The sequence below is a fragment of the Haloplanus sp. GDY1 genome, assembly GCF_023703775.1.
Lineage (GTDB): Archaea > Halobacteriota > Halobacteria > Halobacteriales > Haloferacaceae > Haloplanus > Haloplanus halophilus.
The window spans coordinates 877,190-892,107 of the sequence record NZ_CP098514.1 but is presented as its reverse complement, the minus strand read 5'-3'; the positions used below and the strand labels follow the sequence as shown (position 1 = coordinate 892,107).

Here is a 14,918-nt window from a genome sequence, read left to right as displayed (position 1 = left end):
TTCCGAACCCGCGTCCCACGGCCGACCATGCACCTCACCTTCCTCGGCACCGGGAGCGCGATGCCGCTCCCCGACCGGGCCCAGACCGGCCTGTTGCTCGAACGCGGCGAGCGACGCCTCCTCGTCGACTGCGGCGCCGGCGTCCTCCACCGCCTCGCGGGCACCGACGCCGGGTACGAGGCCGTCTCGACCGTGTTGGTGACCCACCTGCATCTGGATCACGTCTCGGACCTCCTGGCGCTCCTGAAGGCGCGGTGGCTGGCCGGCGAGGCGTTCCTGGAGGTCGTCGGCCCGCGGGGGACGAAGGCGCTCCTCGACGACCTGCTCTCGGCGTTCGACTACCTGGACGGCCGGGTCGACCTCCGGGTGCGTGAGGTCGGGGCGCACGAGTTCTCGGTCGCCGGCTTCGACGTGTCGGCCCGCGAGACGCGCCACTCCGTGGACGGTCTGGCCTACCGGTTCGCGGACGAGGCGGGCGACCTGACGATCAGCGGCGACACCGAGGCCTTCGAGGGGCTGGCCGCCTTCGCGGACGGCTCCGCCGTGCTGGTCCACGACTGTTCCTTTCCCGACGACGTCGACGTGTCCAACCACCCCACGCCCTCGAAACTCGGCGACGCCCTCGCCGGACACGACTACGGCCGGGTCTACCTGACGCATCTCTACCCGCACACGGAGGGGCGCCACGAGGAGATGCTGGCGGCGGTCGACGGGCGGTACGACGGCGACGTGCGCTTCGCCCGCGACGGGTTGCGGATCGAGCCCTAGGTCACGCCCCCGGTCGCGCCCGGCCGCCACGCGACGTCCCGGTAGCGTCGGCCCCGTGGCTCCGAGCGCGTCGCTACACGGGTGAGGTCTCGAACAAACGAATCGGTGATCGACCGTCGCCGTGTGGCGACGGTTCGAAATCGGTAGTTAGTTGCGGACGACGTTGGTCGCGCGCGGACCCTTCGGGGAGTCCTCGATCTCGAATTCCAGCTCCTGTCCCTCTTCGAGGTCCGGACCGCCAACGTCCTCCATGTGGAAGAACACGTCGTCGTCAGCATCCTCAGTCTCGATGAAACCGTAGCCGCCAGTGTCGTTGAAGAAATCAACAGTTCCGTTTGCCATTGCAAACGAACGTACAGCCGTCTCGGGCATAACGCTTGCGAGGGTCGTGGTACCACGACCGCCGGCCGGTTCAGCCGATCCGCGTGCCCGGTTCGCCGCCGTCGAGGAACGCGGCCAGGTCGTCGGCGCCGAAGACGGACGCCGGAACGTCGAGGTCGAGGAGCGTGCGCACCTTCCCGGCCATGCCGCCGGTCACGTCGGTGGCGTCGCTCTCGCCGAGGGCGTCGGCCACCTCCTCGAACGACGTGATCCGGTCGATCACCTCGCCGTCGGCGTCGTAGACGCCGTCGACGGTCGAACAGAGCCCCACGCGGTCGGCGGAAAGCCCCGTCGCGAAGCGAGCCACCACCTCGTCGCCCGAGATGATCGTCGCCCCCTGGCCCTCGTGTGCGATCACGTCGCCGTGGGAGACGGGGACGAACCCCTCGCCGAGCATCGTCCGGGTGGAGGGAAGCGGGAGGCGGAGGGTCGCCCCGTCGTCGCGGGCGCCCGCGGAGAGCGGGTGGACGGGGAGGGCGGGCACGTCCCGGTCGTGCAGACGCGAGAGGACGAAGCGGTTCAGGGTGGTCATCGAGCCGTGGATTTCGAGGGCGGCGCCCGCGTCGGCCGTTCCCTGGCCGACGCTCACGCCGTGTTTCTCGGCGTAGTGGTGGCCGAAGCTCCCGGCGCCGTGAACGAGCGCGAGGTCCGTCTCCGCCTCGGCGATGGCGTCGGCTGCGGCCGAGAGCGCGTCGTCGTCGAGCGTCTCGCGGCGGTCCTTCTCGGTGATGAGGCTCCCGCCGAGTTTGAGGACGGTCGTCATTCCACCCTCCGGACGCCGTCGGTCGCGAGTTCGGCGCGAAACGCCTCCTCACACCCCGGCGTGAACCGGAGCGCCGTCAGCGTCTCCGGCGTGGAGTCGAGCGCGACGATACAGCCGCCGCCCCCGGCGCCCGTGAGCTTCGCGCCGTGAGCGCCGGCCTCGCGGGCCGCCCACACCATGCTGTCGAGCGACCGCGAGGAGACGCCGAGCGACTCAAGCAGGCCGTGGTTGAAGTTCATGAGTCGGCCGAGTTCCGCGAGTCGGTCGTCGGCGCCCGCGTCGGCCTCGGGGTCGAGGACCCGCTCGCCGATCCGCACCAGGTCCCCGATCGTGGCGACGGTGTCGGCCGCGAAGTCGTACTCCTCCTTGAGCGCGCGGACGCCGGCGACGAGTTCGCCCGTGTCGCCCGCACCGCCGTCGAAGCCGACGACGATGGGGAGGTCCGGCGCCTCGATGGAGCGACAGTCGTCGCCCTCGACCCGGACGGCGCCCCCCACGGCCGAGCAGAAGGTGTCCGCGCGCGACGCCTGGCCGTCCTGGACCGCGGACTCGGCGCGGTAGGCGTAGTCGGCGAGTTCGCGTGCCGACAGCTCCCGGCCGAGTTCTCGCGTCGCCGCGTCGATGCCCGCCACCGTCACCGCTGCCGACGACCCCAGGCCCGCGCCGAGGGGGATCGAGCTCTCGACGGTGATGTCGAAGCCGGCGTCGGGCGCGTCGGCGGCCTCGCGGGCCTGTTCGACCGCCGCGTCGACGTAGCCCATCGCCGCGTCCACCAGCGACGCCGGCACGTCGACGTCCGGTCGGTCGCCGGTCGACCCCGCGTACTCGACGGTGAAGCCGTCGAGGCTCAGGTCCGACGCCTCGACGCGCACGTGATCGTCGTCCCGCGTCTCGACGGTCACCGTCGCTCGCCGCTCGATGGCACAGGGTACGGCGGGTTCGCCGTAGACGACGGCGTGTTCGCCGAAGAGGTACACTTTGCCCGGCGCACTCGATACCGTCATACCCGTCCCTACGGACCGGCCGTCGCTTAAGGTGTCCGGATGCTCACTCCTCGTCCAGATCCGAGAGGTCTTCGAGTTCCTCCAGGTCGTCGTACTCGCTGCTCCCGAGGAGCTTCTTCGCGACCAGCGCGACGACCGCCAGCAGAAGGACGGCGACGAGCAGTTTGCCGACCGTGCGGCCGGGACAGCGGCCGTCGTCGTCCTCGTCGTCGAGTTCGACGTCGTCGTCCAGGTCCAGGTCGAGGTCCGGTCCGTCGATCCCGCCCCCGTCGCCGCCGAGCGTCGCGGGTCCGATCTGGAGGGTGCCGTCGCCGAGGTTGAGTTCGAGGAGGGTGAACTTCTTCTCTGCCATACAGGGGATAGTCCCACTGACGACTTGACCGTTGTGTCTCCGTCGTCGACGTCGGGACGCCGGCCGGGGGCGGCTCCCTCACTGCCACTCCGGCGGGAGCGTCTCGGGATCGTTCGCGATCAGTTCGAGTATCGGTCTGATGTCGTCGAAGTTGGGGCCCTCGGAGATGGCTCCGGTGTCGCGGTCCCACTCGACGTAGCCCGCCTCGGCCAGCGCCCGGAGCGACTCGTCACGGCCGTCGTCCCCCTCGGCACCCCGCGCCATCACGTCGGTCTCGTGAGTGGCGTTGCCGGCCAGTATCTCGAGGAGGACGACGCACTGTCTCCGGTCCGGGAGGGTTCCGAACGGCTGGTTCGTCGACGGCCACTCGTACTCGGTGGTCCGGTCGCGGTACTCGGCGTAGAGCCCCTCCGCCCACGCGACGGCCTCCTGGGCGTCGGTTTCGATGACGCCCATGCCGGCCCACGGCCCCTCGAAGACGAAATACACCGTCGAACCCCCGTCGTGTTCGACGAGGGCGAGACAGAACGGCGGCACGTCCCTCGTCTCGTGTATCTCGAGGTCGGCGACCGAGAGCATCGGCAGGTATCGGTCCGTGACGTACGCGTCGAGTTGTGAGGCCAGCCCCTCCTCGATGAGAACTTCGAGTTCGACGTCCGGATTCGGGTTCCGGAACAGGAGGATCGAAAAGACATACGGGACGCGTGGGGCGATCAGCCGGGTGCGGCCGTCGTGGGTCAGCAGTCGCTCTGCGAGTTCCGGGGCCAATCCCTCGTGGAACGAGACGGTCGCCGACGCCAGTATCTCCGGATCCAGGTCCACCTCCTCGGACAGCGTCCCCAGCGGATCACGCAGTTTGATGAGGTGGCCCAACTGCGTCCGCACGCGGTTGAATTTCAGCGTCACGACCCGACCGAACAGCGTCAGTTCGAACCGGTCCCCGGGTCGGTGTACGAGCGACGCCGTCTCGAGTTGGTTGATCCAGCGGTCGACCGTCGTCCGCGAGACGTCGCATTGCTCCACGAGTTCCGGCTTCGTCTTCGGGGCAGAAAGCAGAGAGTTCAGAACCTCCGTGTGCGTGAGTACCAGTTCGATTAGTTCGCGAGCGTCGACCATTCCGTGGTTCTCCTCTCGGCACAAAAATATCAGTATGACCTGATTAATCCCCCGACGTGTCGTTCAATCGATGTTATACCCGTGAGACCACGGCCTGCACTCGGGGGCGAACCGACAGCTTCTGTCCGTCGGACCACGGTTCGAACGAGCGATCACGCTCTGTGCAACTCCCCCGTCCGCTCGTCTGCTGGACGATCCGCGTTTTCCGACGTGAGTGCAGGCCGTGCAGTCGCGTGCAGGGGATAGGGTAATTTGCCCCCGAATTATTGGATATTTTGCATGATGCTCGAAGAGAGGGGATATCGATGACCGACGGCGTTCGGGGGTTGCTGGAGTACGTCGGGAGTCGTGTGCGTCCGCGCTCGGGGGGACGGGCGCGAAGTCGATCGGACGGGTCGTCGTATCGAACGGGGGATCGACCGGGGGAACCGACGGATCGGGACCGTCGACCGCGGCGGCTTCGGGACGGACTGTGGCCACGTCCGTTCACCGGGTGCCGTCCGACGCGCGGCGGACCCGCACGCCGATCGCCCGACCGGACAGGGCTCTGACGAATGGCAGGACTCGAACGGGACGAGGCCGAGGGAGCCCCGCTCCTCTCGGACCCCGTCTACCAGGTGCTCGGTAACGAGCGACGACGGCACGTCCTCCAGGTCCTGGCCGCGGAGGACGATCCGATCGACATCGGGACGCTGGCGGAACGGGTCGCGGGACTGGAGAACGACCGGCCCGTCGCGGAGGTCACGTACGACCAACGCAAGAGCGTCTACACCGGCCTCCACCAGAACCACCTCCCCATGATGGAACAGGTGGGTCTCGTGCGGTCGGAGGGCGGATGGGACCGGATCGAACTCACCGACCGCGGCGCCGAAATCCAGCGACGCATCGCCGGACGCGACCGGCGGTCGGCGGCCAGGGATCGCCTCTCGGTCGCCCTGGCCGCCCTCGTCGTCGGACTGTTCCTCGGCGTCGGGGTCGTTCCGCCGTCGATGCTCTCCCTCGTCGACCCCCTCTACGGGCTCCTCGTCGGCCTCAGCCTCCTCGCCGTGGGATACGTCTTGATGAAGTAGCGCCGCGCCGACCACCGGCCCGGCGACCGGTTATGCGGCCGTTAATCGCAGGACGTCGGCCGGTAGCCGTACGACGCCGACGCGGAGCCGGGTCGTCCGCGTCGCTCCCGTTATCGTCTCGTTAGCGCTCGGGGCCGCCCGTTCATCGGCCCGATACCGAATCGCATCGTTCCGATACCAGATGTCATCGAGCTAATAACTACCCGTGCGTGTGTGTGAGCGTTTCCCGTAGCAGGTGAATGCACTTGCCGGGAACGAACAACCGACTGGCGGCGGTACTGGTCTCGATACTCATGGTGACGTCCGTCTTCGCGGGGACGGTCGCCCTGGGTTCCGGCGTCGCGTCCGCGGCGCCCACGACCCTGTATCGAGTGAACGCGGGCGGGGACACGCTCACCGCCCTGGATTCCGGGCCGGACTGGGAGGGGGTGAGCGCCTCGTCGACGACCTACTTCAACGGGGATGCGGCGGGCGATACACCGTCCGGTTCGGCGGCCTCCTCGATCGATGCGAGCGTGCCGGCGGACACACCCGACGAGGTGTTCGTCAACGAGATCGGCGACCCGCCGGGCGGCGAGGAGATGCAGTGGGAGTTCGACGTGCCGGACGGCACGCAGGTCGAAGTGCGTCTCTACTTCGCGGACCAGCACGCACAGGACCGCTCCTTCGACGTGGAGATCGAGGGCTCGACCGTGCTCCAGAGCTACGATCCCAACGACGACGTCGGCCACAACGTGGGCACGATGAAGTCGTTCACGACGACCAGCGACGGCACGGTCGACATCGACTTCTTCCACGGATCGGGCGCGTCCGACACGAACCCCTTCGTCAACGCCATCGAGATCGTCCAGTCGGAGCCGTCGCCGAACGAACTCGGCGCCGCTCCCTCGACGGTCGACTTCGGACCGACCGTGATCGACGACACCACGACCGAGTCGGTGCAGTTGACGAACCTCGGCGACGACGGTGATCCGACGATCACCGTCGAGAGCACGTCGATCGTCGGCCCCGACGCGAGCGAGTTCTCCGACGGCTTCGACGACTCCGGCAGCGTCACGCTCCAGCCCGGCGAGTCGACGAGCATCCCGGTCACGTTCGCGCCCGACAGCGCGGGCGCGAAGGGAGCGACGCTGGAGGTCAGCCACTCGGGTAACAACACGCCGACGACCGTCGATCTGGCGGGTGACGCGAGCAGCAACATCCCGGTCGGGTTCGACTCCAGCGTCCTCACGACGAACATCACCAGCGGGACCGCGCTTGACTTCGGTCCGGACGGGCGGCTGTACGTCGCCCAGGAGTCCGGCGTCATCAAGGCGTTCACCGTCGAGCGCCAGGGTGAGAACGACTACGAGGTGACGGGCGTCGAGGAGATCACGGGCGTCGTCGACGACATCACCAACCACAACGACGACGGGAGCGTCTACACCGGCTCCGACGCCGACGAACGGCAGGTCACCGGGATCCTCGTCGAGGGGACGGCCGAGAACCCCGTGATCTACGTCTCCTCCAGCGATCCGCGGTTCAACGTCGGCGGACACGATCCGCCGTCGGAGTCCATCGACACGAACTCCGGTGTGGTCTCCCGGCTGACGTGGACGGGATCGTCCTGGAACCACGTCCAGCTCGTCCGCGGCATCGCCCGGTCCTCCGAGGCGCACTCGCCCAACGGACTGGCGCTGAACGAGACGACGAACACGCTGTACCTGGCCAACGGCGGCCACACGATGCACGGCGCGCCGGGGAACCAGTTCCGCTACCTCCCCGAGTACGCCACCTCGGCGGCGATCCTCTCGATCGACCTCGATCAGATCGACTCGATGCCGACCGAGACGGACGCGGACGGCGACCCGATCAAGTACGACCTCCCCACGCTCCAGCCCGACGAGTCCGTCGCGCCGACCGACGCCCCGTGGGGTGGCCTCGACGGGCGCAACCAGGGGAAGCTCACGGTGAACGGCCCCGTGCAGGTCTACTCGCCCGGCTACCGCAACCCCTACGACGTCATCATCTCCGAGGACGGGCAGATGTACGCCAGCGACAACGGGCCGGACGGGAGCGGGGGCGTCCCCGTCTCCGTTCAGGGCGGCTGTACCAACGCCGACAGCTCCGGTAGCTTCGGCGGTCCCGACCAGATCCACTACATCCCGGGCGAGGGCTTCTACGCCGGCCATCCGAACCCCACGCGGGCGAGTCCGAGCGTGGCGGGGCTGTACGATCCGGCGACCGGTGCCACCGACAAGGTGCTCGACTTCAACGCCAGCTTCACGCCGGTTCCGTTCAGCATGGCCAACCCCGAGGAGTGCCAGTACGAACACCCGTCGAGCGGGGACTTCCCCGACGACGGCTCCATCGCGGAGTTCGGTGCGTCGACGAACGGGATGACCGAGTACACCGCCTCGAACTTCGGCGGGGAGATGCAGAGCGACCTGCTCATCGCGAGCTTCGACAACACCGTTCACCGCGTCCAGCTGACGGCGGACGGCACGGACGCCACCTCGAACACGCAGATCTTCTCCGGGTTCGGGTCGATCCCGCTCGACGTCACCGCACAGGGTGACGACGAGAAGTTCCCGGGCACCGTGTGGGTGGTGCGGTACAGCAGCAACCCCGCTGGACCGGGCTTCGGCGGCAGCGACGGGATCGTCGCGTTCGAGCCGAACGACTACGAACAGACCGATCCCGAGACCTGTACCGGCGCCGACGACCCGACCCTGGACGAGGACGGGGACGGCTACGACAACGCCGACGAGATCGACGCGGGGACCGACCCCTGTTCGGCGGCGTCACAGCCCACCGACTACGACGACGACGGGACGTCCAACCTGAACGATCCCGACGACGACAACGACGGCATCCCCGACACGGAGGATCCGTTCGCCATCGACGCCGACAACGGGCTGTCGACGACGCTGCCCGTCGAGCGGAACTTCCAGGCCGCCTCCTACCCCGGGACGCTCCTCGACCTCGGGTTCACGGGCCTGATGACCAACGGCACCGACTACGCCGACCTCTACGAGGACGAGAACATCTTCAAGGGCGGCGCGTCGCAGGACCTGGTCATCAACGAGGTCGACGCGGGCGACGCGGGCACGCCGGAGAACGACATGAAAAACGGGTTCCAGTTCGGCGTGAACCCGCCGAGCGAGAACTTCACGGTCCACACCGTCGTCCAGGACCCGTTCCCCGATGACGGCGGCCAGACCCCACAGGGTGGCTCCGACGGCAACCAGCAGGTCGGGGTCTTCCTCGGCACCGGCGATCAGGACAACTGGTCGAAACTCGTCGTGACCGCCCACGGCGGCGACGGCGGCGTCGAGTTCACGAAGGAGGTCGACGGCTCGCTGAGCCTGGTGAACATGCCCCAGGACTCGGCGGTCGTCGGCGACAACAAGCGCATCGACCTCTGGATGCACGTCGACCCGACGAACGACACGGTGACGGCCGAGTACGCCGTCGACGGCGGGCAGAACGTGACCGTCGGGACGACGTCGATCCCCGACGCCTGGCTCGACGGCAGCGACGGCGGGCTGGCGGTCGGGACCTACTCGACGACCAACGGCTACGCGACCTTCCCGGCGACGTGGGACTTCATCGAAGTGACGCCCGAGGATCCCACGGCCGTCGAGCAGGCGCCCTCGGCCTCGTTCTCCGTGGTGCCGTCCGCCCCGGAGACCGGCGAGGACGTCGTCTTCGACGCGTCGGGATCGACCGACTCGGACGGGACGATCCAGTCCTACGAGTGGGACTTCGACGGCGACGGCACGACCGACGCCACCGGCCAGCAGGTCGTCCACAACTACTCGACGGCCGACACCTACCAGGTGAGCCTGACCGTCACTGACGACGACGGGCTCTCGGACGGCGAGACGGCGACGATCACCGTGACCGACGCCGGCGACGGCGATCAGCCAACCGACGGCGAGGTCGTCTACCGCGTCAACGCCGCCGGCCCGTCGATCACCGCGACCGACGGCGGTCCGGACTGGGACGCCGACACCGGGAGCGATCCGTCGCCGTACCGGATCACGACCGACAGCACCGCCACCACCGACGACTCGATCACGTTCGACCCGTCGGTGCCGCCGGGAACGCCGGAACTCATGTTCCAGTCCCACCGCTGGGACGGCAACGACAACGGCTCCCAGGAGTGGGAGTTCCCGGTCACCGCCGGCCAGAGCTACCAGGTCCGCCTCCACTTCGCCGAGACCTCGTGGTACGGTCCGGACGGGACGCAGTCCGACTCCGGCGAGGAGAACGGCCCGCGGATCTTCGACGCCGAGATCGAGGGCCAGCAGGTGCTCGACGACTACGAGATCCACGAGGACGTCGGCCACGACGTCGGCACGACGAAGAACTTCACGGTCACGCCGTCCGACGGAACCCTCGACATCGACCTCCTGCACGTCAGCGACGACCCGATGGTCTCGGGCATCGAGATCGTGGCGGTCGACAACGGGACCGACGGCGACCAGACCCTCGCCGAGGTCATCGCGGGGCAGAACGCGCCGGCCGACGAGATCGACACGCAGGAACTCCAGCTCGCCATCAACTGGTGGGCGGAAGACGAGGTCGTCCCGGGCTACGGTGAGACGATCACCACGCCCGAACTGCAGCTGCTGATCGACACGTGGGCGGAGGGCGAGACGGTCGAGCCGTCGAACCAGGACCCGAGCGCGTCCATCGCCGCCAACGAGACGTCGATCACCGCCGGCGACGCGGTCGCCTTCGACGGCTCGGGGTCGACCGATCCCGACGGCTCGATCGTCTCCTACGAGTGGGACGTCGACGGCGACGGCGTCGTCGACGCCACCGGCCAGCAGGTCACCCACGCGTTCGCGAGCCCCGGCACCTACGCGGTCGAACTGACCGTCACCGACGACGACGGCGCGACCGGCACGGCGACGGAGACGATCCAGGTGAGTCCGGCCCCGACGGCCGGGCAGGTGCTCTACCGGCTGAACGCCGGCGGGCCGAACGTCTCGGCGGTCGACGACGGGCCCCAGTGGCTCGGCGTCGCCGCCGGCGACACGACCTACTACAACGGCGTCGCCGACTCGCCGAATCGCGGACCGGCCAGTTCGGTCGACTCGACGGTGCCGAACTCCACGCCGGAGCAGGTGTTCGCGACCGAACTCGGCGATCCGCCCGCGGGACCCGAGATGCAGTGGGAACTCGACGTGCCCGACGGCGAGACGGTGGAGGTGCGCCTCTACTTCGCCGACGAACTGGCTCCGCAGCCGGAGCCGAACCAGCGGAACTTCGACGCCGAGATCGAGAACCAGACGGTGCTGGACGGCTACGACCCGATCGCCGAGGCCGGCTACAACACCGGTCACATGGAGTCGTTCACCGTCACGAGCGACGGCACGATCGACCTGGACTTCTTCCACGGCTCCGGGACGCCGGATACGAACCCGTTCGTCAACGCCATCGAGGTCGTGTCGGTCTCGGGCGACGGTAACACCCCGCCGACGGCGTCGTACACCTACGCGCCGAGCGCGCCGGAGGTCGACGAGCAGATCACCTTCGACGCGGCCGGGTCGAGCGACCTCGACGGTTCGATCGCGTCCTACGAGTGGGACTTCGACGGCGACGGGACGACCGACGCGACGGGACCGACGGCGACGACGAACTTCACGAGCGCCGGCGACTACGACGTCGCACTGACCGTCACCGACGACGACGGCGCCACCGACACGGCGACCCAGACGGTCACCGTCAGCCAGCCCGGGGCCGCGAACCCCTCGGCGCTGATCGAGGTCACCACCGACAACACGGCGGGCGTCGACACCGCCATCTCCGGCGGCAACGGGAGCTACGGCGTCCGGATCGAGAACACGGGCGACGTGCCCATCGAGAGCGTGGCGATGGACCACGACGCCGCGCTCCTGCCGGATCTGGTGCTCGATCCGAACGGCACGGCCGGCGACGTCGCCGGCGAGGGCTTCGACGTCTACGACGGCGTCGGCGGCTCGACGACGACTGGCTTCGCGGAGTACCACAACGGCGCCGACCCGGACGACGGCTGGGACGTCCAGCAGCTCGAGTTCACCGACTTCGGCGCCGGCGAGACGCTCCAGTACACGGTCGACATGGACCCCAACAGCATCAAGGGCGCGAGCGCGCCCGGCCCGGCGACCACCGGCGGCGTCTCCGGCCTCGAACTGTCGGGGACCGAGGTGACCGTGGAGTACGCGAACGGCGCGACCCAGACGACCCACCTGTTCAGCGACGGGAGCGTCGCCGGCGGACAGGCCGTCGCCGACGCGACGGTCGCCCCGGCGCCGAGCATCGACGCGGCGAACGTCACCCTCGGCGCGGCCGGCGGTGCGCCGACCTACAGCGGCGCGGTCGTGACCGACGACCAGCAGACGATCACGGTCACCGGCCAGCCGGGTGAGACGGTGCATCTACTCCACACGGAGGCGGCGCTCTACGTCCAGGGCAACGGCCTGTCGGGCGGGTACGACGTCGACACCCTGGAGGCCAACAAGGTCGTCGGCGCCGAGGACGCCTACTCGACCGCTTACACCGCGACGATCGGAGGGGACGGGACGGCCGAGATCCCGGTGACCCTGCTCAACTCCTCCGCCGAGGGCGGCTACAACTACTTCATGGCGGTCGCTGACGACGGCGAGGGTGACACGGGGCTCACCTCCGACGTCGTCGTGCTGAAGTACGATCCGACCGCCGCGACGAACCAGGACCCGACGGCGTCGTTCACCGCCGCGCCGACCGACCCCGAGACGGGTGAGGACGTCACCTTCGACGCGGCCGGGTCGAGCGATCCGGACGGTTCGATCGCGTCCTACGAGTGGGACTTCGACGGCGACGGAACGACCGACGCGACGGGACCGACGGCGACGACGAACTTCACGAGCGCCGGCGACTACGACGTCGCACTGACCGTCACCGACGACGACGGCGCCACCGACACGGCGACCCAGACTGTCACCGTCACGGCGTCCGTCCAGGGGCCGGCGGACGTCCTCTACCGGATCAACGCCGGCGGACCGACCGTCGAATCGCTCGACGACGGTCCGGTCTGGAGCGTCGACAACTCGTCGTCGCCGAGCCAGTACCACAACACCGGCAGCGATGCCTTCAGCCTGGCGAACAACCCCAGCAGTTACGACGCGGTCACGAGCACGGACGGGACGGTCCCGGAGTACGTCCCGCTCGTGGTCCTCGAATCCGAGCGCGGTGACCCGCCGTCGTCGCCGACCATGCAGTGGGAGTTCCCCGTCGAGGCCGGCACGACCGTCGAGATTCGGCTCCACTTCGCCGACATCTTCTCGGACACCGCCGCGCCCGGTGATCGACACTTCAACGTCTCCGTCGAGGGGACCCAGGAGCTCACGAACTTCGACATCATCGCGGCCGCCGGTGGCGACGCCACGGGCCACACCGAGACGTTCACGGTGACGAGCGACGGCACCGTGGACGTCGACTTCGCCCAGGGATCCGACGCCGGCGACGTGAACCCGGTGATCCAGGGGATCGAGGTCGTCAACGTCTCCGATCCCGGCGACACGAACCAGCCGCCGACGGCGTCGGTCGCGGCCAACGAGACGTCGGTGACCGCCGGCGACGCGGTCGCCTTCGACGCGGCCGGCTCCGGCGACACCGACGGCTCGATCGTCTCCTACGAGTGGGACTTCGACGGCGACGGCACGACCGACGCCACCGGCTCGCAGGTCACCAACACGTTCGACAGCGCGGGCACGTACGCGGTGAACCTGACCGTCACCGACGACGACGGCGCCACCGACACGGCGACGACGACGGTCACCGTCGGCGCGGCCAACCAGCCGCCGACGCTCGCCCCGATCGGGGACCAGAGCGTCGAGGCGGGCCAGAGCCTCGACGTGGCGGTCACGGCGAGCGACGACGCCGACACGCCGACGCTCTCGGCCTCGGGCCTCCCGGCGTTCGCGACGTTCACCGACGACGGCGACGGCACCGGGAACCTGACGCTCGACCCGCAGTCCGGCGACGCCGGCACCTACCAGGTGACCGTCACGGCGACGGACGGCGCGGGGCTGACCGACAGCCGGACCGTCAACGTCACGGTCACGGAGCCGGCGCCGTCACCGTCGATCCTCTACCGGCTGAACGCCGGCGGGCCGAACGTCTCGGCGGTCGACGACGGGCCCCAGTGGATCGGGGTCCCCGCCGGCGACACGACCTACTACAACGGCGTCGCCGACTCGCCGAACCGCGGACCGGCCAGTTCGGTCGACTCGACGGTGCCGAACTCCACGCCGGAGCAGGTGTTCGCGACCGAACTCGGCGACCCGCCCGAAGGCCCGGAGATGCAGTGGGAACTCGACGTGCCCCAGGGTGACACCGTCGAACTGCGCCTCTACTACGCCGACCAGTTCGCCGGATCGGCCGGCGTCCGGGCGTTCGACGTCGCCATCGACGGCACGACCGTCGAGGAGAACTACGACATCGTCGCCAACTCCGGGGACAACGTCGGTCACATGGAGAGCTACACGGTGACCAGCGACGGGACCATCGACCTGGACTTCTTCCACGGGCCGAGCAGCGTCGACGACCCGAACCCGCAGGTGAACGCCATCGAGGTGATCGAGGTCGGCGGATCGGCGCAAAACGAGGCCCCGTACGCGTCGGCGACGGCGAACCAGTCGTCGATCACCGTCGACGAGACGGTGAGCTTCGACGCGGCCGGGTCCGGCGACCTGGACGGGACGATCCAGTCCTACGCGTGGGACTTCGACGGCGACGGCACGACCGACGCCACCGGCCAGCAGGTCGATCACACGTTCACGAGCGCCGGCGACTACGACGTCGAACTGACCGTCACCGACGACGACGGCGCCACCGGCACGGCGACGACGACGGTGACGGTCACCGAACCGGTCCAGGGTAACGTCCTCTACCGCGTGAACGCCGGCGGCGCCGAGGTCGCGGCCGGCGACGGCGGCCCGGCGTGGGGCGGGGACACCGGCGGTAGTCCCTCGCCGTACATGGTCAACGGCCAACAGACCTACAGCGACGACTTCGACATCGCGTTCGACTCGTCGGTGCCCGCAGGGACGCCGGAAGCGCTGTTCGAGTCGGAGCGGTACGACGGCGGGACGCTCGCCTACGAGTTCCCGGCCGAGGCGAACCAGAGCTACGAGGTCCGGCTCTACTTCGCCGAGATCGGCACCTACGGCGGCGACTACGAGAACAGTTCGGCCGCGCCGCGGCTGTTCGACATCACCGTCGACAACGAGACGCTCGTCGAGAGTTACGAGCCCTACGAGGCCGCCGGCGGCAGTCGGTTCGTCGGGACGGTCGAGACGTTCCAGGTGTCGGCCGACGACGACACCCTCGACGTCGACTTCGAAGCCGTCAACGACAACGCGAAAGTGTCGGCCATCGAGATCGTCGAGGACTCCTCGGGAGGGAACACCACCGCGTAGACCGCGGTCCGATCGCCGATACCGATGACG

8 protein-coding genes are annotated in these 14,918 nt (G+C 69.0%); 3 read left to right on the top strand and 5 right to left on the bottom strand.

What is annotated here, in order from left to right:
- The first annotated feature begins 27 nt into the window (after nucleotides 1-27).
- Nucleotides 28-768 (top strand): MBL fold metallo-hydrolase, encoded by a 741-nt coding sequence (locus NBT67_RS04835; RefSeq protein WP_251343670.1) that lies wholly within the window; start codon nucleotides 28-30, stop codon nucleotides 766-768.
- Between the two features lie 147 nt (nucleotides 769-915).
- On the opposite strand, the gene NBT67_RS04830 is transcribed toward NBT67_RS04835, so the two are convergent.
- The 5 genes from NBT67_RS04830 to NBT67_RS04810 all read right to left on the bottom strand — a co-directional run bounded on the left by NBT67_RS04830 (nucleotide 916) and on the right by NBT67_RS04810 (nucleotide 4,384).
- Nucleotides 916-1,110 carry a cold-shock protein gene (locus NBT67_RS04830; RefSeq protein WP_251343669.1) on the bottom strand — a complete coding sequence of 65 codons (195 nt, stop codon included), beginning with the start codon at nucleotides 1,108-1,110 and terminating at the stop codon, nucleotides 916-918.
- Between the two features lie 70 nt (nucleotides 1,111-1,180).
- On the bottom strand, nucleotides 1,181-1,912 hold the full coding sequence (locus NBT67_RS04825) for an isopentenyl phosphate kinase (protein ID WP_251343668.1): 732 nt from the start codon (nucleotides 1,910-1,912) through the stop codon (nucleotides 1,181-1,183).
- On the bottom strand, nucleotides 1,909-2,916 hold the full coding sequence (gene mvk / locus NBT67_RS04820) for a mevalonate kinase (RefSeq protein ID WP_251343667.1): 1,008 nt from the start codon (nucleotides 2,914-2,916) through the stop codon (nucleotides 1,909-1,911). The genes NBT67_RS04825 and mvk overlap by 4 nt, the downstream gene beginning before the upstream one ends.
- Before the next feature lie 43 nt (nucleotides 2,917-2,959).
- Entirely contained in the window at nucleotides 2,960-3,268 is a 309-nt protein-coding gene (locus tag NBT67_RS04815; RefSeq protein WP_251343666.1) for a hypothetical protein, read from the bottom strand.
- Nucleotides 3,269-3,346: 78 nt separating this feature from the next.
- Complete coding sequence (locus NBT67_RS04810; RefSeq protein WP_484494553.1) at nucleotides 3,347-4,384, bottom strand: transcriptional regulator FilR1 domain-containing protein; 1,038 nt, start codon at nucleotides 4,382-4,384, stop codon at nucleotides 3,347-3,349.
- Nucleotides 4,385-4,938: 554 nt separating this feature from the next.
- Between NBT67_RS04810 and NBT67_RS04805 the strand changes: the two genes are divergently transcribed.
- Nucleotides 4,939-5,454, top strand: coding sequence for a DUF7344 domain-containing protein (locus NBT67_RS04805; RefSeq protein WP_251343664.1), 516 nt, complete (start codon nucleotides 4,939-4,941; stop codon nucleotides 5,452-5,454).
- Between the two features lie 239 nt (nucleotides 5,455-5,693).
- Nucleotides 5,694-14,888: a PKD domain-containing protein gene (locus tag NBT67_RS04800; protein WP_251343663.1), complete on the top strand. Its 9,195-nt coding sequence runs from the start codon at nucleotides 5,694-5,696 to the stop codon at nucleotides 14,886-14,888.
- Nucleotides 14,889-14,918 lie beyond the last annotated feature (30 nt).

Coding starts and splice junctions, on each gene's coding strand:
- NBT67_RS04815 (WP_251343666.1), bottom strand. CDS start 3,268: ATGGCAGAGAAGAAGTTCACCCTCCTCGAACTCAACCTCGGCGACGGC.
- NBT67_RS04800 (WP_251343663.1), top strand. CDS start 5,694: ATGCACTTGCCGGGAACGAACAACCGACTGGCGGCGGTACTGGTCTCG.
- mvk (WP_251343667.1), bottom strand. CDS start 2,916: ATGACGGTATCGAGTGCGCCGGGCAAAGTGTACCTCTTCGGCGAACAC.
- NBT67_RS04810 (WP_484494553.1), bottom strand. CDS start 4,384: ATGGTCGACGCTCGCGAACTAATCGAACTGGTACTCACGCACACGGAG.
- NBT67_RS04825 (WP_251343668.1), bottom strand. CDS start 1,912: ATGACGACCGTCCTCAAACTCGGCGGGAGCCTCATCACCGAGAAGGAC.
- NBT67_RS04830 (WP_251343669.1), bottom strand. CDS start 1,110: ATGGCAAACGGAACTGTTGATTTCTTCAACGACACTGGCGGCTACGGT.
- NBT67_RS04835 (WP_251343670.1), top strand. CDS start 28: ATGCACCTCACCTTCCTCGGCACCGGGAGCGCGATGCCGCTCCCCGAC.
- NBT67_RS04805 (WP_251343664.1), top strand. CDS start 4,939: ATGGCAGGACTCGAACGGGACGAGGCCGAGGGAGCCCCGCTCCTCTCG.